The 20,499-nt window shown below is 43.6% G+C and carries 20 protein-coding genes and 1 tRNA gene; 6 read left to right on the forward strand and 15 right to left on the reverse strand.

Features of this window, described 5'->3' with window-relative positions:
- Window positions 1-27 precede the first annotated feature (27 nt).
- From MK127_03785 to MK127_03795, 3 genes are read left to right on the forward strand one after another with little or no spacing between them, the layout of a single operon-like run.
- Window positions 28-1,032: a tripartite tricarboxylate transporter substrate binding protein gene (locus MK127_03785; GenBank protein MCH2531920.1), complete on the forward strand. Its 1,005-nt coding sequence runs from the start codon at window positions 28-30 to the stop codon at window positions 1,030-1,032.
- 32 nt (window positions 1,033-1,064) lie between these two features.
- Window positions 1,065-2,570 (forward strand): tripartite tricarboxylate transporter permease, encoded by a 1,506-nt coding sequence (locus MK127_03790; GenBank protein ID MCH2531921.1) that lies wholly within the window; start codon window positions 1,065-1,067, stop codon window positions 2,568-2,570.
- Window positions 2,570-3,112 carry a tripartite tricarboxylate transporter TctB family protein gene (locus tag MK127_03795; protein ID MCH2531922.1) on the forward strand — a complete coding sequence of 181 codons (543 nt, stop codon included), beginning with the start codon at window positions 2,570-2,572 and terminating at the stop codon, window positions 3,110-3,112. The genes MK127_03790 and MK127_03795 overlap by 1 nt, the downstream gene beginning before the upstream one ends.
- Here MK127_03795 and MK127_03800 read toward each other — a convergent pair.
- The 9 genes from MK127_03800 to rimI all read right to left on the reverse strand — a co-directional run bounded on the left by MK127_03800 (window position 3,105) and on the right by rimI (window position 9,547).
- A complete protein-coding gene (locus MK127_03800; GenBank protein MCH2531923.1) occupies window positions 3,105-3,665 on the reverse strand; it encodes a cysteine hydrolase in 561 nt (186 codons plus the stop codon). The two genes, MK127_03795 and MK127_03800, sit on opposite strands and share 8 nt — an antisense overlap.
- 4 nt (window positions 3,666-3,669) lie before the next feature.
- A complete protein-coding gene (locus MK127_03805) occupies window positions 3,670-4,536 on the reverse strand; it encodes an LLM class F420-dependent oxidoreductase (GenBank protein ID MCH2531924.1) in 867 nt (288 codons plus the stop codon).
- A 34-nt stretch (window positions 4,537-4,570) separates the two neighbouring features.
- Window positions 4,571-4,647, reverse strand: a tRNA-Glu gene (locus MK127_03810).
- Window positions 4,648-4,665: 18 nt separating this feature from the next.
- Window positions 4,666-5,700, reverse strand: a complete 1,035-nt coding sequence (argC, locus tag MK127_03815; GenBank protein MCH2531925.1) for an N-acetyl-gamma-glutamyl-phosphate reductase — start codon at window positions 5,698-5,700, stop codon at window positions 4,666-4,668.
- A gap of 16 nt (window positions 5,701-5,716) precedes the next feature.
- Window positions 5,717-6,646 (reverse strand): TIGR03619 family F420-dependent LLM class oxidoreductase, encoded by a 930-nt coding sequence (locus MK127_03820; GenBank protein MCH2531926.1) that lies wholly within the window; start codon window positions 6,644-6,646, stop codon window positions 5,717-5,719.
- 349 nt (window positions 6,647-6,995) lie between these two features.
- Window positions 6,996-7,517, reverse strand: a complete 522-nt coding sequence (locus tag MK127_03825; protein MCH2531927.1) for a SprT-like domain-containing protein — start codon at window positions 7,515-7,517, stop codon at window positions 6,996-6,998.
- Complete coding sequence (locus tag MK127_03830; protein MCH2531928.1) at window positions 7,514-8,287, reverse strand: endonuclease III; 774 nt, start codon at window positions 8,285-8,287, stop codon at window positions 7,514-7,516. Before MK127_03830 ends, MK127_03825 begins: the two co-directional genes overlap by 4 nt.
- Window positions 8,280-8,903 (reverse strand): histidine phosphatase family protein, encoded by a 624-nt coding sequence (locus MK127_03835; protein ID MCH2531929.1) that lies wholly within the window; start codon window positions 8,901-8,903, stop codon window positions 8,280-8,282. The genes MK127_03830 and MK127_03835 overlap by 8 nt, the downstream gene beginning before the upstream one ends.
- Entirely contained in the window at window positions 8,900-9,547 is a 648-nt protein-coding gene (rimI, locus tag MK127_03840) for a ribosomal protein S18-alanine N-acetyltransferase (GenBank protein MCH2531930.1), read from the reverse strand. Before rimI ends, MK127_03835 begins: the two co-directional genes overlap by 4 nt.
- Window positions 9,548-9,702: 155 nt before the next feature.
- On the opposite strand from rimI, the gene MK127_03845 reads away from it, so the two are divergent.
- The gene (locus tag MK127_03845; GenBank protein ID MCH2531931.1) at window positions 9,703-11,493 is read left to right on the forward strand and encodes an ABC transporter ATP-binding protein/permease; all 1,791 of its coding nucleotides are present in this window, start codon (window positions 9,703-9,705) and stop codon (window positions 11,491-11,493) included.
- Window positions 11,490-13,358, forward strand: a complete 1,869-nt coding sequence (locus tag MK127_03850; protein MCH2531932.1) for an ABC transporter ATP-binding protein/permease — start codon at window positions 11,490-11,492, stop codon at window positions 13,356-13,358. The genes MK127_03845 and MK127_03850 overlap by 4 nt, the downstream gene beginning before the upstream one ends.
- On the opposite strand, the gene MK127_03855 is transcribed toward MK127_03850, so the two are convergent.
- The 4 genes from MK127_03855 to MK127_03870 form a co-directional block, all read right to left on the reverse strand.
- Complete coding sequence (locus MK127_03855; GenBank protein ID MCH2531933.1) at window positions 13,355-14,710, reverse strand: amidase; 1,356 nt, start codon at window positions 14,708-14,710, stop codon at window positions 13,355-13,357. The two genes, MK127_03850 and MK127_03855, sit on opposite strands and share 4 nt — an antisense overlap.
- A 191-nt stretch (window positions 14,711-14,901) precedes the next feature.
- On the reverse strand, window positions 14,902-15,522 hold the full coding sequence (locus MK127_03860; protein MCH2531934.1) for a histidine phosphatase family protein: 621 nt from the start codon (window positions 15,520-15,522) through the stop codon (window positions 14,902-14,904).
- Between the two features lie 2 nt (window positions 15,523-15,524).
- The gene (locus MK127_03865; protein MCH2531935.1) at window positions 15,525-16,517 is read right to left on the reverse strand and encodes an aldo/keto reductase; all 993 of its coding nucleotides are present in this window, start codon (window positions 16,515-16,517) and stop codon (window positions 15,525-15,527) included.
- A 1-nt stretch (window position 16,518) separates the two neighbouring features.
- Entirely contained in the window at window positions 16,519-18,012 is a 1,494-nt protein-coding gene (locus tag MK127_03870; protein ID MCH2531936.1) for an ethanolamine ammonia-lyase reactivating factor EutA, read from the reverse strand.
- Between the two features lie 147 nt (window positions 18,013-18,159).
- Between MK127_03870 and MK127_03875 the strand changes: the two genes are divergently transcribed.
- Window positions 18,160-19,377 carry a hypothetical protein gene (locus tag MK127_03875; GenBank protein MCH2531937.1) on the forward strand — a complete coding sequence of 406 codons (1,218 nt, stop codon included), beginning with the start codon at window positions 18,160-18,162 and terminating at the stop codon, window positions 19,375-19,377.
- Window positions 19,378-19,438: 61 nt separating this feature from the next.
- Here MK127_03875 and MK127_03880 read toward each other — a convergent pair whose 3' ends face one another.
- Both MK127_03880 and msrA read right to left on the reverse strand, forming a co-directional pair.
- Complete coding sequence (locus MK127_03880; GenBank protein MCH2531938.1) at window positions 19,439-19,879, reverse strand: OsmC family peroxiredoxin; 441 nt, start codon at window positions 19,877-19,879, stop codon at window positions 19,439-19,441.
- A 79-nt stretch (window positions 19,880-19,958) separates the two neighbouring features.
- Window positions 19,959-20,498: a peptide-methionine (S)-S-oxide reductase MsrA gene (gene msrA, locus MK127_03885; protein MCH2531939.1), complete on the reverse strand. Its 540-nt coding sequence runs from the start codon at window positions 20,496-20,498 to the stop codon at window positions 19,959-19,961.
- Window position 20,499: the final 1 nt, after the last annotated feature.

Below are 20,499 nucleotides of genomic sequence, written 5' to 3' on the forward strand. Positions count from 1 at the left end.
TCTAAGAAAAAGGCAAAGGGAGGAAATATGCTTTTAGTTAAGACTAAGAATTTTGTGAGGTTGGCAGCCGTTGTAGTTTTGATTACTTCAATTTCAGTTTTTTCTGCAGGCTGCGGTATTTTTGGAGGCGACGACTACCCTTCTAGTGATATCGAATGGTATGTAGGTTTCTCTGCCGGCGGTGGTTTTGACACCGCAAGCAGAATTATTGCCGAAGAGATGAGTACTGATCTTGGTACTAATGTCGTTGTGCGTAATCTAGCAGGGGGCGGAGGTAGGCGCGCTGCTCAGGAAATCCACAAGGCTCCGGCAGATGGATACGCCATTTCCATCATGAATATGCCCAATCAAATCCTTGCAGAAAAAATTGACCCACAGGGAGTCAATTTCAATAATTTAAGCTGGATCGGACGTGCAGTTATTCAGACCTATGGTCTTTACACTGCAGCAGACAGTAAATTCAACACACCAGCCGAATTAGCTGCAGCAGGCGACGATATTAGATTCTGCCTATCAGGGCTCTCTGGACACTCATTTCTTGTAGCTTCAGTAACGACTGAAGTAATGAAAATTGCATGGAATCCTGTAACTGGCTACAAGGGAGCTGAGACACAAGCAGGGCTTCTAAGAGGCGATTGCGAGCTTGCCCTAGGACCAATGGCTGGAAGTACTCTTTCTGCGGTGCAAAGTCCGGACTTTAAAGCCTTATGGATCTACGAAGACGATCGTTTTGCACCTTTGCCTGATGTCCCAACCGTGAAAGAGCTTGGTTTCCCTCAATTGGGTGGTGGTAAATTTGCCAACAATGGCCTCGTAGCCGCATCGCCTGGGACACCAGACGATATTGTGAAAAAGCTTAGTGAATCTTTTGACAGAGCTCTACAAGACCCCGATGTAATTGCAGGGATTAATAAAAAAGGTATGGCTGTATCACGACTCAGTCCTGCTGAAACTTCTAGTGTAGTTGATGGGATGAGCGGAATAGTAAGTGAGTACCTTGAATTAGTTAGAGCCAAATCACAGTCGAGGTAATTATCTGATAGTGGCTCATACGGTGATAACAAATGATTGAAGCAATGATCGCTGCATTAGCAAACATGAGCGACCCAGCGGTCATTGCTGCCATCTGCCTTGGCACGTTACTAGGGGTGATATTTGGAGTTATTCCAGGCCTAGGAAGCGTAATTGCAATGACGCTCATCATGCCTTTCACTTTCGGGTGGGATCCGATCGTTGCTATGTACGTTTTTGCAGGAATCATTGGAACTGCAAGTACCGGGGGGGCTGTACCAGCTATTTTGCTCAACACTCCAGGGACAATAGCAAACGTATGCACCACATTTGATGGTTTCCCTATGACCAGGCGCGGTGAAGGTGGGCGTGCAATAGGGCTTGCAGCTACCGCATCAGGACTTGGCACTCTATTCAGCATTGTGGTTTTAGCGGCATTATTGCCAGTAGCTAAGCTTTTAATTCTTTGGTTTACACCTCCAGATTTCTTCTGGATGGTGATCCTAGGATTAATCGCTGTCACATTTGCATCTCGGCAAAATATGGTGAAAGGCCTCGCGGCTGGCGGAGTCGGTATTCTTCTATCTTTAATTGGATTTAGCTCGGTATTTGGAGTTCGTAGATATACCTTGGGAAGTGAATATTTATGGGATGGAATTGAAATAGTTCCATTGGTGATCGGATTCTTTGCGCTTAGTGAACTCATGGTTTATACGTCAAGAGGAGGAACGATCGCACAAGACGCCAAAGTCAACCTCGGGGGAATGAAGCAAATCCTACGAGGAGCATTGGAGGTGTTCCAACACAAAGCTATTCTATTCAGAGGTTCCATCATTGGAACGGTAATAGGGTCAATCCCAGGCGCGGGGGGCGCTGTTGCTAATTTCCTTTCTTATAGTACCGCGAAACAAGCTTCAAAAAATCCAGAATTATTTGGGACAGGCCACCCAGCAGGGGTTGTAGCTTCAGAATCTGCCAATGACGCCAAAGATGGCGGAATTTTATTGCCTACTTTAACTTTCGGGATTCCCGGTAACGGCGAAATGGTAATTCTCATGGCCGCCTTTATTCTTCATGGGATACAACCTGGACGCGATCTCCTAGTTAACAGGCTCGACATTGTATGGGCCATTATTCTTGGGGTAATAGGCGCACAAATATTAACTACAATAGTTATTTTGGCCGGGGGAGCTTGGCTTGCGAAAATAAGCCTTGTTCCCGTCAAATATATCGCACCTTTTGTTGCAATACTGTCACTTATAGGTGTCTATGCAGTGCGCAGTAATATATGGGATGTATTGCTTGCAATCTTTGCGGCATTAGTGGGATTTTTCATGAGAAAAGCGGGGTTCCCTTTAATTACATTAATTATTGGGTTCGTGCTTGGCCATCTGGCCGAAGAGAAATTCACACAATCCTTACAAATCTCTCAAGGCGACTACAGCATATTCTTCACAAGGCCAGTTTCTATAATTTTGCTTATAGCTATTGTTTCCATGCTTGGGTGGTCGCTCTATAGATCTGCCAACCCCGCGAGAGCTAACTCGGAGAGCAATTGATGTCTAAGTACAAGCTTAACGGCATAAATCTATTAACCGAATTCTTTCTCATGGCAATAGCGCTAAGTATTGTACTAGGTGCTATAGCCTACGAAGGAAAGCAACAGCTAGTAGCTTGGGTGATTGGCTTCCCCACAATTGGGTTCCTCTTTATCTTGATAGTAGCTGAATTAGCACCTGGATTACTTAAGTTCACACGTGCATTTGGAGTTTCAGAAGATGATGCGCCCGAGCAGAATAACGCCGCCCAGATGGAAAGCGGTACTTGGCGAAGAGTCGGCATCGTGTATGGCTGGCTTGTTGGCTATTTCATCAGCATTTTCCTACTGGGTTTTTACTTAGCCACGCCGATATTTCTGATCGCTTTCTTAGCTATAGAATCAAAATTGAAACTATCTCGTGCATCCAGCGTAATGCTAGTTGCATTAATTCCATGTTTTATAGTATTCAGGCTAATTCTTGACATCCCGCTTTGGCCAGGAATATTGCCAAAATTTATACCAGGTATTGTGGGCGGAGGATCTATTCCTCCTCTTACTTAGCCATAGGTTTTATATAATCCTGAATCGCATCTGCTAATGGCATTACTTGGCTATGTAACACATTACGAATAATCCGTAATGCATATTCCTTAACTTCAAGGGGCTCATTTTCGCGATGTACCATAGTGCAGTCTTCAACTACTATGACTTTGTAGCGAAGTTGAAAGGCATCCGCAGAAGTCCAAAGCACCGTATTATCAGTCGAAGCTCCTGCAATCAAAACCGTATCGCAATTCATTGTACGTAAAACATAGTCAAGATCATTGTAAGAAAACCCACTTAAGTATCTCTTGTAAACGATGGTGTCATTATCTACGGGTTGAAGCTCAGGAATAACATCTACGGCATCAGTCTTTTCCTTCATTAAAACCTTATCCCAATCCCCAACATTATCGCTTTTCCGCCTCAGGGAATTAACATGGATGACCGGCGCACCTGCTGCATGTGCCGCATCTTTTAATTCCTTAACTTTTGCTACCATTTCATAACCATAGCTTCCCGGTTCCCAACCGTAACCTTTGGCCATATCTAAAATTATTACTGCCGTTTTCATTATTTCACTCCCGAGTCAATTCTCGAAATTTCTCAATCATTTCAATATGCTGATCAACGTGTGTTAGCCCTGAGTGGAGAGAATTCGCTGCAATATGAGTCGCCCCCCATTCAGACCAGGTATTAAAATCAATCAACGCCTGATCAAAACCGTTCTGCAGTCGTATTCGCGCATCTATTCCAACATCTTCCGTTTTACGATTTGCGTCGAAAACATACTGCCTAAACTTATTCAAAATTTCTCTACCTTGGTCGTTAGGGGGGACTTGAGGCATCCATCCATCACCTAATCGAGCAATTCTCTTAAGTACGGTGTCCGTCTTCCCTCCTCCAAACCATATTGGGATGGGTCGTTGCACGGGCATAGGACGCAATCCGGCGTGGTCAATAGTGTGCCATTTGCCATGGAAATCAACTACTTCGTTTGTCCACAGCAATCGAAGTAGTTCAATTTGCTCCTCTGATCGTTTTCCTCGATCTCTAAAGTTTTCACCAAGAGCTTCAAATTCAACTTCATTCCAGCCAACTCCAATTCCTAATCGGAGTCTGCCACCACTAAGTAAATCCACCTGCGCAGCCTGCTTTGCCACGAGTGCAGTCTGACGTTGAGGCAAAATCAATATAGAGGTAGTTAATTCTATTTTTTCAGTTACGGCAGCCAAGTATCCAAATGTAACAAGTGGTTCATGGAATGTATCTAAATGAGTGTAAGGTCCTGCCCAATCCAGTCGATTGGAAGTGTCAGCTCCTAAAACATGATCGTAATAAACCAAATAATCGTAGCCCAAGCCCTCTGCCGCCTGGGCAAATGCTTTGACTGCTCCAGAATCGTCCCCTATTTCATTTTGTGGAAAAACAGCTCCAATTCGCAAACCAGCCTCCATAAAAAGGGGAATTATCAGTTGGTGGTACCCCCAGCGGGATTCGAACCCGCGATCTCCACCTTGAAAGGGTGGCGTCCTAGGCCGCTAGACTATGGGGGCGTGATTTTAATTTACTCCCTAAGGATATATTGCCAACTGCTCCAATCCCATGGTTTCAGGTAATCCAAACATTATATTCATATTTTGCACAGCCTGGCCGGCAGCTCCCTTGACGAGGTTATCAAGTACAGAAAACACTACCACCTTCCCTGTTCTTTTATCCACTGTAGGGTATATCAAGCAATCATTATTGCCCCAGGTCTGTTTTGTCTGCGGAGGAGCATCCATTATGTGTACGAAGTCATCAGCAGCATAATGGTCTCTGAAAATTTGTATAACCTCAGTGGAAGCCTGTTCCGGCGACAATTTCATTTTATCATTAAATGAGGCATATATAGTGTCATGTATACCTCTCGTCATAGGAATTAAATGTGGCTGGAAAATAGTTTTGGGCTCGAAATTGTCTTTCAATTTTCTGAGCTCTTGGTTTATTTCAGGTAAATGTCTATGACCGGCAATTGAGTAAGCCATCACATTTTCATTAACTTCCGAAAAATGAGTAGACATGCTTAATCCGCGACCTGCCCCAGATACACCAGATTTACAATCTATAATTATCTGCTCTTCAATTAACCCAAGTGAAACTAAAGGCGCCAATCCAAGCAGAGCTGCCGTAGGGTAGCAACCTGGGTTTGCAATAACTTGTGAATCTTTAATCAACGTACGATTAAGCTCAGGGAGTCCGTAGACTGATGACTCAAGTAAATCAGGCGCAGGGTGCTTCACCCCGTACCATTCGAGGTATTCCAATGAGTCTTTTAGTCGAAAATCTGCAGAGATGTCAATTACTTTTACACCACCCCGAATATATGGAATACATGCCTCAGCAGACGCAACTTGCGGCAATGCTGAAAAGACTATATCTACACTTTGAGTAATTTCGGGCTCAATTGGCAAAATTGTACGTGCCAAATGAGGCAATGCTTTTGCAAGCTCCTCACCTGCCTGGCTACGACCTGTAATACTGACAATTTCTGCCTCAGGATGACGATACAAAATCCTGGCAAGCTCAATACCTGCATAGCCCGTAACATTTATAATCCCTATTTTCATAGCTCTCCAAACACCATCAGATCAATTTCTGATGAAACGGATTTACGATATATTCTGATAATAATGCCATTTGATCATGGATCTCATCAAACCCACATGCAGGGTTAAATACAAATTTAGTAGCACCTGCTTCAATGTACTGCTTCAATCGATCCATAACCTGAGATGAAGTACCTAGTAAATTTAAATCCTCAAGAGGGACATCAGTCCTTCGTTTCAGTAAAAATTTTTCTTTAATTAAGTCAGGAACATGACCAGTTTTTGAAATATAACAACTGATTTGAAGGCCGAAATGATCTTGAGGAATTGTTCTTCCCGCTTCATTTGCGTACAAATTTATCTTCGAAACACCTACACGAAATTCGGCAGGTGTTAGCTGGGTAGGTAGCCAGCCATCACCCAATCTACCTGTTCTTCGCAAACCAGCCTCTGATCTGCTACCTATCCATATTGGAAGATTTTGCTGAAAAGGATGAATACCTATGGAAGCATTATCAAGTTTTAAAAACTCACTTTCGTAGGTAACAGTATCCTTCGCCCATAATTCTCTCATCACTTGAATTGCCTCGTCCAATCGGCGGCCGCGATCTTGCTTCCGTACACCCATTGCCTCATATTCTGCAAGCGCTTCTTGGCCTACTCCAACTCCGACAACCAGTCTTCCATTTGATAGATTATCTAAAGTTGCAAGTTCCCTAGCCATAGTAACTGGGCTTCTCACAGACATCAGTAATACGCCAGTTCCAAATTTCAGCTTATTAGTCCTACCGCTAATCATGGACATGCCAACAATAGGGTCGATTCTCAATGTAGGTCCGACTATTCTGTCTGAAAACCAGATGGAGTCCCACCCTTGAGCCTCGGCCTCATCGACGTAAGACAAAAAGGCATCCCTACCTTCTTTTGCGACGACCGAAACTCCTGACAATCCAATTTTTATTGACACGACTACCTCTTAAGGCACCATATTATAGTAGAAAAATATGGGAGAAAACTAAGTGCCCCGGCCGTAGCCGAGGCACCCATCCTAATCCTTTTTGTCTAGCAATCTATCCAAAAAGGCGCACCCTGCTGCAACTCCCACTGGAACCCCCATCTGAGTTCCCTGGAAACATCGAGGGGCGACCGATATCGACCAGTCGGTCCCTACAGATGAGCAGCGGGTGAAGCAGCAGTGCTAGGTAATGATGTTGACACTACTAGATCACCCCCTTTCTGCAGCCTATCGCTGCAGTTTTATCTTAGGCTTATCGGTAATCTCTGCCAAGTCTGGTTGCATGGCAATTTACGCATTTTTAGTACATTTTTGTAAGCCAATTGATTAAATGTGAGCGCGTAGCAGATATCCTGTGTAGTAGCATTCCTTTTTTAGGCCCACAACGTTTACAGTAAATTCGCGGTTTCACTATCAAGCGTATAAATCGCAAATTGCAATTTGGACATTCCAATCCCTTATATATCTTTGTGCTATTTGAGAAATCAATGTTTGCAGGAAGAGAAGCTGACGTTGCCCGAGGCCTAGCTCCTAGATATCCAGCCCATTGCTTCCATTTTAGGCCGTGTGGGTTTTGGGAATTATTGCCTAATGCAATATGTGCAAGTTCGTGCCGCAAAGTTTCTTCTGCTTGCTCTAAGCTCAGCCAAGCAGAGAGTTTTATTTTTCTTTCATTCAAATATGCCTTGCCTAATACTCTTTTAAAGCGCGTTGACCATTCCACTACTGGCATCGGAAGTATCTGATACTCCATACATAGAGTTATCAAAAGTTCGTCTATTCGATTCTTGATGGCACTAGATGGGTAATCGATTTTACTCATAGGGGCTTGTAGTTCAATGTCTTTGTTACGGACCTCGTATCATTTTTCGTAATGAGTTTCTCTCTTGATGGGCATTGTCCATTAAGCGGGCAAATATAACATAGTGGCCGGAGTGCTTTGCATATTTCCCGTCCGTGCGAAATTAAAAAAACATGAAAATTGAGCACTCTGTCTGGCTTCACCCATTTTTCCAATAAATCATGAGCCTGATCTGCGGTAACTTTTGGTCCAATTAGAGCCAGCCTTTTAGAAACTCTATATATATGTGTATCTACTGCCATTGCAGGCTGATTTAATGAAAACGATAAAACGACACCTGCAGTTTTTGGACCTACGCCCGGAATTTCACGGAGCCATGACTTGGCCAAATCAAGGTTCCAGCTAGACAGAAATGCAATATCAAATCCACCTGTCCGCTGATAAATAGAATGTAGTGCTATTTGAATTCTAGGGGCTTTTTGTTGAGCTAGTCCCCCGCTTCTGATAACTGATACAAGCTGATCAGTTGGTGCATCAAGTACTTCCTGCCAAGAGTTATACTTATCTGCCAATGCTGTAAATGCTTTTTCTGCATTGATGTCAGATGTATGTTGCGACAGAATTGTCCAGATCAGTTCTGAAGTAGGATCCATTCGCCTAGCTTTATCCGGAATACCATAATGACCTGCGAGTATGTCGTAGACTTCGTCAACTGAATAAGGTTTTATTCCATTAACACTACGGGGCCGTAGTACTTTCCTACGCCTTGCGCTAGTTTTCGGATCACCCATCGGTATTCTCAAGATGTGAAATGTCTCTAAATGCCTCCAGTACTATAGAGTCAGAAGAAATATTTAATATTGTCATTGATGCTAGGGGCGCCTTTAAATAATCTTGTTTGTGCTCAGAGTCAGGAAGTCCAAGAGCAATTGAAGCTGCGATTCTGATCGGTGAGTCATGGGTAGCAGCCAAAACAGTCTCGCCCTGATGAGACTGTTTTATCTTTCTAATAAATTTGTTCATTCGCAAACGTAAGTTGGCTAAATTTTCCCCGTTCTCAAATGTTACTGTCTCAGGAGCGTCTCGCCATTGCTCAAATAAACCAGGAGCTGCTTCTTTAACATCCGCAATAAACGCACCGGCAAAACGACCGTAATCTAAATCTTTTAGGAGGCTACTCTGGCGAACCCTTATTCCGAGTAATCCTGCTGTGTACCTTGCAGTCTGCCTAGCGCGTAGAGCAGGGCTCGCATAAACCTGCGTAATAGGTTCATTAACTAAACGTTGTGCAAGAGCGGAGGCTTGAATACAACCTATCCGGTCGAGACTTCCGCCACCTTGTACACGGCCTTCTGCATTCCATGCAGTTTGGCCATGCCGAACCAAGATTAATCTTACGTCTTTCATAAATATTCCCGTATATTCACACCGTAACGCGCTTCAAATTCTTTTTTCTTCTCGGAGAGGAATTGTTGGTATTCTGCAGATACTAAATCTGGAGTCGTCATGATCACAGCGTCTTCATTATTATCTGAATAGTACCTTCTACGCATCCCAGCTTCAAAAAATCCGTATTTTGCATACAAAGCTTTAGCGATTTCGTTTGACACTCGCGCTTCAAGCGTCACCACTTGAGACGAGCGTGCTGCACCAAGTTCTAGCGACCCGATAAGAAGTAACTCGCCAATACCTTGACCTCGATATTCTTCTCTAACAGCAACTGTAACAATGTGAGCCTCACCGCCCATATACCAAATACCAAGAAATCCAACGACTAATCTTTTTTTAACGGTGATTGGAGGGAGGTTCTTGCGAAAGAGCCGCCGCCAATCTTTACGCTGCCTCTGAACAGTAAGGTACTCACCATCACGGATGCAAACTATATACTCTGCTACCTTATTAACGATCTCTTTACGATAAGAAGTAGGAGGCCATAAAGTAGGGAAAGACACACGCTCGATACTTGAAACCTGATCAAGATCGTCTATTGACATCGGACGCAGTGAATAAGCAAACGACAATATATTTTTTTGATTTATTTTACCTGCCATACCTACCACAAAAATAAACTGAGTTGATGAGATTGTAAGGTAATACGTCTTTCTAGCAATTCCCTTTAGGGTGTATTTGCTCTATATTTATTCCATCAATCATTTCGACTCGAAGTCAACTGTGATGAAATTTCGAATGGGTATCATGGGTGCACATGAAGATCCTTTGGCGAATCACGAAGATCGCTGCCCTTGAACGTTCCCGCATGGCTGGAGCATGGGCCTCACTAATAGTTGCGACTATTCTATTTCTTTCCATACCTAGGCTCATAGGATTTTCAATTGATTATGCAATTAGTGAAGGTGCTGACGAGCAACAAAGCACTCGTGTACTCGTGTACCTCGGCGCTATCGTTATTGGCGTAGTAGCGCTAAGAGGTATCTTCAATTATGCAAATCTTTACCTCGCAGAATCAGTTTCTCAGCATGTTTCATACACAATACGAAACATGCTTTACGACAAGCTGCAACATCTGAGTTTTGCCTTCCACGATCGAGAGCACACTGGAAACTTAATGTCCAAATCGACTATTGATGTCGAAATGATGAGGATGTTTGTGAGTATGGGATTGGTACGATCAGGCCAAATCACCATGCTTGTTATTGGCTCTGCAGTAATGATGTTCTTAACAGATGTAGAATTGGCGTTAATTAGCCTTTCTTTTGTACCTGTGATTGCAGCCCGTGCAATATACGCTAGCACCCGAATGAGGAAGATGTGGTTACAAGCGCAAGTTGAGATGGGCAAACTCACTACCGTACTACAGGAGAATTTAGCCGGCCAAAGAGTTGTAAAAGCATTCGGTGCAGAGGAGCACGAAGAAAACAAATTTGACTATCAAAACGAAGCAGTTTACGAAACTACTTACATCGCTAGAAGAGCGCAGTCATCCAATAGCGCATTAATGCAAATTATCTTCTGGGCGTCCTCGGGTGTAATACTTTGGTTCGGCGGAAGGGCTGTGATAGATGAACGTATAACCATAGGTGCGCTGGCAGAGTTCATTCTTTACACAAGCCTTTTAGTTCAACCAATGCGAATGGTAGGTTTCCTAGTCAACACATTCGCTAGAGCTGCATCTGCGGGTCAAAGACTTTTTGAAGTTCTAGATGCCCCTTCGCCGGTAAGAGAAAAAGACGATCCTCATACTTTAAGTAATGTTCATGGCTCAGTTTCATTCGATAATGTGACCTTTTCTTACGGCAATGCTGATGCAATTAAAAACGTCAGTCTCAATGTTTCACCAGGTCAAGTAATAGCTCTCATGGGTGCTCCAGGGTCAGGTAAAACTACGCTTATGAGCTTATTATCCAGATTCTATGATGTGAATGACGGTGCAATTTGCGTAGATGGAATCGACGTCAGGGAAATAAGCTTGTCTTCTTTACGTTCCAACATTGGGGTTGTGCAACAAGATGTATTTTTATTCAGTGCGACAGTAGCCGAAAATATTTCCTATGGCCATGAAAATGCAACAATGGATGAGATTATTCAGGCGGCAAAAACTGCCCAAATTCATGATGAAATCGTCGCCCTTCCAGATGGATACGAAACAGTTATTGGCGAAAGAGGAGTTTCCCTGTCTGGTGGTCAGCGGCAACGACTCTCAATCGCACGTACACTAGCAATAAATCCTGCAATCCTCATTCTTGATGATTCCACGTCAAGTGTAGATGCAGGGACTGAATCGCGGATTCAAAAAGCGTTATCAGAAGTCATCAAAGGAAGAACAACCTTCATTATCGCCCATCGTTTGTCATCAATTCAAAATGCCGAATTAGTAGTTGTAATGGAGGAAGGAAAGATTGCGGAAACGGGAACTCCAGACGAATTAATCGTGGCTGGAGGGTTATTCACAAAAGTTACTGAGCTTCAATATGCAACTAACTTGAATGGAATATCTACAACTCCTTCAAGCGTAGGCAGCAGGGGTACCTCCTCATGATGATGAATACCGGTGGTGGTGGCAACTTCCTTATGCGTGCCCAAAAAGGTGATATTGACGACGAAGGCACGCGTCTATATGACCAACGAGTAGTCATACGATTGATTAAATACCTTGCTCCTTACAAATTGAGCGTTTTCATAAGTATGCTAGGAGTAATTGTTTACACACTTGCCACAATAGCTATACCCGCGATAGTTGCAATCGGAATCGACAGGTATGTTGAAACAAAGAATGTTGATGGCCTCAATAATCTGATAATCATTTTCGGGTTTGTGCTAGTAATTCACTACATCTCAAACTATAGCCACCAAATCATCCTCGCGAAAATCAGCCAGCGTGTAATTTACGATCTAAGGACCGATTTATTTACGCACCTACAGCGACTACCTATGTCATTCCATAACAGAAACAAAGTAGGCTCTGTAATGTCTCGTGCACAGAATGATGTATATCAACTACAAGAATTTTTAGACATTATCGTATTAAGCATTGCAGATTTGCTTAGCCTTATAGGAATAATTGGATTCATGGTTGCAACCGACTGGAAATTATCCTTATGGTCGTTTGTTACGCTGCCAATTTTGATTTGGGTAATCTGGGTGTGGCAAAACCATGCAAGGCCTGCATTTTTACGAGTCCGAATAGCAATTTCAAACGTCAATGCTTCCCTAGCCGAGAACCTTGACGGGGTTCGTGTGGTTCAAAGCATGAATAGGCAAATTAAGAATCTTGCAACCTTCAATGACGTTAATAGGTATCACTTAGATACTAATCTACGAGCACAAAGGCTTTCCTCTTCTTTAATGCCAGCCGTCGAAATGTTCATGTCATTTGGCCTGGCAGCTACCATTATTGTTGGAGGGAGACTAGTTCTCGCAGGATCTTTAGGTGCAGGACAACTAATCCAATTCACCTTATACATCCAACGATTTTTCGACCCTATCCGCAGCCTCACACAGCAATTTACACAACTACAAAGAGCAATGGCTTCTGGGTCTCGTATTTTTGATCTACTAGATGTCGAACCGGAACTAAAGGATATTGAAGGCGCAAAGCCAATGCCTAAGATAAAAGGGGCTATTACCTATAGAAACACTTCATTTGCATATGAAGAAGACAAGCCGGTTCTACACAACATTAATTTAGAAATTAACCCGGGCGAAACAGTTGCTCTTGTCGGTCGCACAGGAGCAGGCAAAACAACAATGGCCGCTTTAATATCAAGGTTCTATGACGTCACGGCAGGTTCCATTGAGATAGATAACGTTGATATCCGCTCAGTGACACGGAACTCACTCGCCAAGCAAATGGGTATCGTCCTTCAGGAACCGTTCCAATTTTCAGGGACAATTTTAGAAAACATTCGCTACAACCACCCTGAAGCATCTGATGAAACGGTAGTTAACGCTGCTAAAGCCGTAGGAATTCATCATCACATAGCAAGTTTGCCCCAAGGTTATGATTCAATGATGGAAGAAAGAGGCGGGAATATGAGCTTAGGACAACGTCAGCTCATCAGCTTTGCAAGGGCATTAGTCGCAGATCCTCAAATAATAATACTGGATGAAGCTACAGCAAGCGTAGACACCCAAACAGAGCAACTCATTCAAACTGCAATGAAAACACTACTTAGCGGCCGAACCGCAGTGGTTATTGCACACCGGCTATCCACAATTAGGAATGCTGACCAAATAGTAGTAATGGATAAAGGGGAAATAGTCGAATTAGGGAATCATGACAGCCTAATTGAATTAAATGGTCTGTATGCACAGCAGCATGAATTGCATGCGAGGATTAGTGCAAAAGGTATTCGCAGAGAAGATGCCCCCGCAAATGAATTTGATGAATCCTTAGATAACTAATTATTACCTAATTCGGGTGGGCATAGCTGTGCACCCAAAGTCTCCTCAATCCATTTGCTAACCCGCAGTAATTTTGATTCATCAAACGGAGCACAAGATAATTGCGCTCCTACTGGCAAACCTTCACCTGACAAACCTATCGGTACAGAAATACTAGGGAATCCTGTAAAGCTCCATAGGCTTTGGAATCTTGTGTCTCCGGTCTGGGTTCTATCTTTTGGTGGCGGGGCAGAAACAGAAGGCATCAAAAGCGCATCAACATTTTTCACGGCTGAGGCGGCAAGTCTTTGCACTTTTATTCGATATTCAGAGGCTTCTACGTACTCCATTGCCGTGTGTGAAAATCCGTTCTCCAAATAGACACTAATTTTAGGACCGTAGAGGTTCTGATTCTCGATGTATAAAGGCTGATGCCATAGGGCCATTTCGGATTCTTGCATTAGGCGATGTGCTGCATATGCCCTTGGATAATCAATACCTAAGTCTACTTCCTCTATTATTGCGCCAGCTTTCGCATCCTTTTGGGCGGTTTGTTCAATCGATACCCGGGTACCTGAGTCTGCCTCCTCAAAAAACCATCCTCTTAACAATCCGATTGTTGGAGAGCGAGGTACATCGATGATAGATTTCAAATAATTGTCCACAGGCATTTTCTGGGAGTAAGGATCATGAGGATCAAAACCCGCAAATACATTCAGTAGAAGAGCCATATCATCTACAGTGCGGGCTAAAAACCCCACGTGGTCAAATGAGGTGGCCATTGGAATTACACCTAAGCGAGATATGCGTCCAAATGTTGGTTTAAACCCAACAATGCCGTTATATGCTGCTGGCCTCAACACTGAGCCTACTGTTTGGGTACCAAATGCCCATGGCACCATGCGTGCAGCTACGGCAACACCCGAGCCAGTGCTTGAGCCTCCAGGAGTATGCTCCATATTCCAAGGATTAAACGAGGGTGCGGGGTCACCATCAGCAAATTCAGTAGTGTGCGTTTTTCCCAGAAGAATCGCCCCCGCTTCTTGCGCAATCTTTATGCAAGAAGCATCTTCTCCTGGAATACGATCAGCAAATATGCGTGAACCAGCTGCAGTCTTGATTCCGGCAGTATCAAATATGTCTTTTGCACCATAAGGCACACCCTCAAGAGCTCCTCTGCCTGAGGCTTTTTTATCAGACTTCGAGGCTAATGATAAAGACTCTTCAAATAGTAACGTTGCCCAAGCTTGAAAAGATGGTTCTGTCTTCTCTATACGCCGATGAATAGACTGCATAAGCTCTACAGCGGAAAGTCGCCGGGAGGCTATCTCTTCTACAGCCTCAGTTAAACTCAGTTCGTATGGCTCTGGCATTACTTAACGAGCGCGCTTAGTAAATCCAAATCGTATACGTTTGCCATTCCGAGTTTCGTCCTGCTTATTCATACGTTCAACAAACTGCTCGGTTGTTTCTACCGGTTTCTGCTTTTTTTCTTTTTTAATACGTGGCAAAGTTCTGACCTTTTATTTGATTAAGTGATTATACCAGCTAACTAGGAATTTAATTATATCGGAAAATGGCCAACTTCATTCCAATTGATCATGACATTACCTGTGCGTCTACAGCTTAAGCGTGTGATACTACCAGAGCCCAATCCTGTCAAAGACCAATACGCTTGGTCATTTAACCCTAATAACTTCACAACTAACGCTCGTAAAGCAGCCCCATGGCCAACAATTAATACATCGTCCTTAGCATGGTTTAATTGCAAGAAATCAGCAAACTTGGATAAACGATTCAGCAGATCCCGATATGACTCTCCTTTTGGAGGTGCGTAGTCAAGGTTCCGTTGGTCTTGATGTAGCCTTAATCCTTGGTCACTTGAAGACATTTCCTCCCAAGTCATACCCTCAAAATCACCGAATGATACTTCCCGCAACATGGGGTCAATGCGTACTTCGGGTGGATTTGTCTTGCTGCCTGCGATTATTATTTCTGCTGTTTCGGTAGCACGAACCAAATCACTAGAATAAATAAAATCGAAATGAACTAACGCAAGTCTTTTTGCAGTGAATTGCAATGCGTTACGACCGGGCTCGTGAAGAGGAATATCAGTGTGCCCTTGCACACGACGCTCTGCATTCCATTTCGTTTCTCCATGCCTAACAAAATACCACTCAGCCATAATTACTTTGCTAAAGTCCTAGGAGTAGGTTCACTGTTATCAATTATGGCATTGCTACCGTCCCACCACGAAGTGAGGTTATCTAATTCATCAATTTCACTAGTAGATAATTTCCAATCGAGTGCTCGCAAGTTTTTTTCAACATGCTCTGGCTGATCAAATCCAGTTAGTGTAACTGCGACTTCATGGTGTGAAATAACCCATGCAAGTGCCAATTCATACAGTGAATGCCCTCTCTGATGAGCGAATTCTTCTAATACTGGAACCAATCGATCAACTCTCTCGGATCGCATTCTAGTCACTATACCTGTAGGGACTTTGGCTGCTCGACTGCCGACTGGGTATGGCTTTCCAGGTTCATATATACCAGTGAGCCATCCCCCTCCTAGAGGGAAATACGCCAACAATGACTTCCCATGTTCTCTGCAAAAAGGTATCAATTCTAATTCCGGGTGACGATGGAGCAAACTGTAGTGATTTTGACTTGATTCAAACTCTGGCAATTTATTTTGCCTCGAAAATTGAAGCTCTTCAAGCCATCTCCAAGAATATGTATTGCAGTTACCTAGGTATCGAACTTTACCTTCCTCAACCAATTCATTTAAGGGCCCAAGAAGTTCGTCATGTGGGACATCTGGTGTGGAAAAGTGGACCTGAAATAGATCAAGGTAATCCGTTCTAAGCTTTGTAAGTGCCTCTTCGCAACGGTCATAGATCCTTTGGCGTGGTGACTTGCCTTCGAGGTTATTCAAATTGAATTTCGAAGAGAGGATAATGTTCTTCCTGAATCCTTGAACTGCTTTCCCCAAGAATATTTCGCTCTGCCCTTGGCCGTATACGTCAGATGTGTCAAAAAAATTAATACCCATTTCATACGCTTTTTCAATAACCTGCGCAGATTGAACTTGATCTAGCAATGGGGGACCAAACGGGTAACCTCCAGTGCCAATAACTGAAGCCTTTAAATCAGTTTGGCCGATTTTTCTATATTCCATATTAATCCAACCTTTGAGTAGATCCTGGAAAAACAAGAGACTTGATTACAACTGGAACTGCACCAGAAGATTGTATAAGTTCACCAATGTCAATGTAATCAAATTCTCTCAGTTCAAGCCCGTCTATTGAAATAACCGGGTTTGGAAATTGGACTTCTTCAACCAGATGCAGACCTAGTAGTCCGCCAATGTCCCCATCACTTATTAAAACAATAGGGTTGCCGTTACTGACTACTTCTTGCATCCCATTCACTACTCCTCGAGTGAAGTCATTCAACCTTGCGAATGTAGCAGAGCCTTTCCAAGCAAAGCTTATTGCGATTGGAGTGCTTGAGCTAAGCAAATCCAAACGAGCAAGTGCGACTTTGGTCAATTCAGAAATCGAATTGCGATCGATCTCTTCATCAGCTTGCAATCCATAATCCGGCGTCATAACAGGAACATTCCTTATGGGCACTGCATCAAGTGGAGAGATCAATATTGTGCTACCGCTAACTTGAACTGTGTACTGCGACGCGCCCACTACAGTAGCTCTAATCCCCGCATTGGGAACCATAATCATCGCCCCAAGTTCCGCTATCTCTTTGCGAACTGCAGACGCTATCAATGAACCCAAATCTCCAAAATTAGATGTCTCTCTCCCATAGATGAATTCAGATACACCTCCAGAAAAAATTACTGTGTCAATTTTTCCTTCAAACGTTAACTCTGGTAGACGTAATAATTTTTTCGTTTCTTCAGAAACACCTCTCAGCGAAATTACTTCCCTCAAGCGATCCATCATTTTTGCAACAATTATCTCTCGCTGTTCTAATGAAATCGCTGTGCCAATTGCAATTTCAACACCGGCTTCTTTTGCAAAAAATTTGCCGGCCTCTTCAATTCGTGTGATAGAACCATCCTCATCAAAAGCTAGGATGCGTGCACCAACATCTATTGCTGTAACTTCTAATGCCTTTCCGTTTCGGCAAATAGTGATTTTGCTAGTCCCTCCACCAATATCTATGTTCATAACTACGCCAGATGTTTTCTCAGACTCCTCCACTGCACCAGAGCCATGTGCAGCCATAGTTGCTTCCAGTCCGTCTCCCGCGCTGACTGCCACAAATTTCCCTGCTTCTTCAGCAAAAATTTCTGCAATTGAACGTGCATTATGTCGCTGGACTGCAACTCCAGTCAGAATTAATGCCCCAGTATCAATCTGGTCTCGCTTCAAATTGGCAAGGACATATTGCGAATTAATAAATTCTCCTAAGGCATGCGCGTCGATAGTCGTGCCGTCTTCGGTATATGGAGTAAGTAATATTTCTGACTCTCGTAAAATCGTACGCTTTACAATCACGTACCTAGTATTTCTTCTTTCTAGTTCAAGTTCAGAAAAAACCAAATGTGAAGTAGAAGAGCCAATATCAACTCCTACGCTAATAAGGTGGAGTTCTTCTTCACCAATAAATGAACGTTCGGTTCCCGTAAACCCTCCAAGTGGCTGGGTCATATTCCTCCAAAATAATATCTTGCTTATTTGCTTCTAAATCTTACGCTATCTGGTGAGAAATGATGATACATAAGGTTGACAGTGAGCCTACTGCTAAATATTGTTCATAGAATAATAAAGTCCCGATTAACAGGAGGCTCAATAGTTATGCGACTTATCACTCCATTTCTGGTGCTAGCCGCAACCATGCTGGTACTGGTTGGATGCGGTGGAGACGATCCAACGCCCACTCCAGCACCTGCTAAAGCTGCACCCGCTGCAGCAGTGGCCACACCTACACCCGCCCCTGCACCAACACCTACACCTCGAGGAGTGGTACGTAAGCCTGCTGCTACACCCACACCTACGAAAGCCTTTGATGCGGAGGCACATTTCAAAGGACAGCGTGTGGTGATTAACGTAGGGTTCTCGCCTGGTGGAGGATATGACACCTTCGCCCGCCTAATGGGTAGATATTTACCAAAGCACTTACCTGGAAACCCTTCATTTGTGGTCCGGAATATACCGGGAGCAGGAGGGGAAAGAATATTTCGTGAGACACTTGCGGATTCAGCCCCTGACGGATTTGCCGTTGGTGTTGCACATCCAAGATTTTTCAAACGAGAATTAGTTGGAACTGACGTACCCAACTTAGATATCAATACTGTGAAAATCCTTGGAACAGCGTCAGCAGTATCGGTAGTTAACGCAATGTACGCCTTTAAAGATTACGCCCAAAGCTGGGAAGACGTATTAGCAAAAGGATCTCCTGCTAAGGTTGGAGCTACTGCCCCTGGAGATACTGGTGGAGTGGGAGCATCTTTCGTTGAGTTAGTCGGAGGTCCCATCAAAAACGTATATGGGTACGGCGGGACATCTGAAATAGCCGCAGCCTTTGACCGCAGGGAAATCGACCTATCATCTAGAGGGGACCCTGACACAGCTAAAAGCTTATTCCCCCGATGGGTTGAAGAAAAGAAAATTGTTCCAGTATTCCGATGGGGAACAGAGCCTGAAAACGACGCAGAATTCACGAATTATGTCCAAAACGAACTTGGTGCTAGTATTCCACCTCATTTATTTGACGTGATTGAACTCTCTGATGCACAAAAGGCCTTGTTCAACGTAACAGAAACAATAAATGACAAGATGAACAGGCTATTTATAATGCATCCTGATACTCCAGAGGATCTGTATAGGATCTGGGTTGATGCATTCAAAGCTACAGCTGCAGACCCAGAGTTTTTAGCAGCTGCCAAACTGCTGGGTAGAGAAGTAGGGTATGCGGGACCAGACGAGATGAAAACGATACTTGCTCAAGGTACCGAAGCGCTTAAAGACCCTGTACTACGTGAAGGATTTATTTCCCTTGCGGGAGTGAAATAAGACAAACAAGAAGGGCTCCTCAAAATGAGGAGCCCTTCTGTTATTTATACAACCACTTAAGTTAATTCAAAGTAGCCTGCACACTTAATTCTACGTTTCCTTTTAGAGCGCCCGATATCGGGCAGCCATCTTTTGCCGCTTCTGCAGCTGCTTCAAAACCAGCTTGATCAAGACCAGGTACAGTCCCAATCACTTTTAGATCACTACAGCAAACTTTCCATCCACCTTCAATTTGCTCAAATGTAACCGTGGCATCAACCTCGAGCTTGGAAGGTGGTGTACCCGCCCTCCCTAAGCCGGCAGAAAGCGCCATTGAAAAGCAGCTTGCATGAGCAGCTGCAACAAGCTCTTCAGGGCTTGTGCTGCCACCAGGCTCTTCAGTCCTTGCTTTCCAAGACACTGAAAGTTGGTCAAATGCACCTGAAGTAGATGCAGTCACCACTCCTTTTCCTGATAATAAATCTCCATCCCAAACTGCATGCGCAGAACGTGTTGCTGCCATATTCCCTCCAAAAAATTAATATTCAACTGACCTGTAGAAGTATCATTTGCAATACACCAAAAGGTCAAACGCTGGTAGTTTACTGGTTCTTTTGCAAAAGGTGTGAGTATTCCTTGAATAGCTTCTCAACTTTTGGTGAAATAACAATTTGGCAATAAGGTTGAGAAAAATTCATTTGGAAATACTGTTGATGGTAATCCTCAGCAGGGAAAAATTTGTTTAGCGGAGCCACATCAGTAACTATTGGTGCTGGCCACCATTTTTCATCTGTTACCCGTTTAATAGCGTCTAGTGCCAACTGCTTCTGCGATTCAGTCTCGTAAAAAACTGCCGATCTATACTGAGTACCAACATCTGCACCTTGCCGATTCAATGTAGTTGGGTCATGAAATGCAAAAAAAAGATCAATCACAGTTTGATCTGAAATCAAACTGTCCTCATAAGTAATCTGTATTGCTTCAGCGTGGCCAGTGTTGCCAGTACAAACCATTTGATAAGTGGGTTGATCTACATCTCCACCGCAGTAGCCCGACACTACTTGTTCAACCCCATTGAGTCGCTCGTAAACAGCCTCCAAGCACCAAAAACATCCACCTGCTAAAGTAATTTTTGACTTCATG

It is taken from the genome of Dehalococcoidia bacterium, assembly GCA_022449765.1.
Classification (GTDB): domain Bacteria; phylum Chloroflexota; class Dehalococcoidia; order Lucifugimonadales; family Australimonadaceae; genus UBA2963.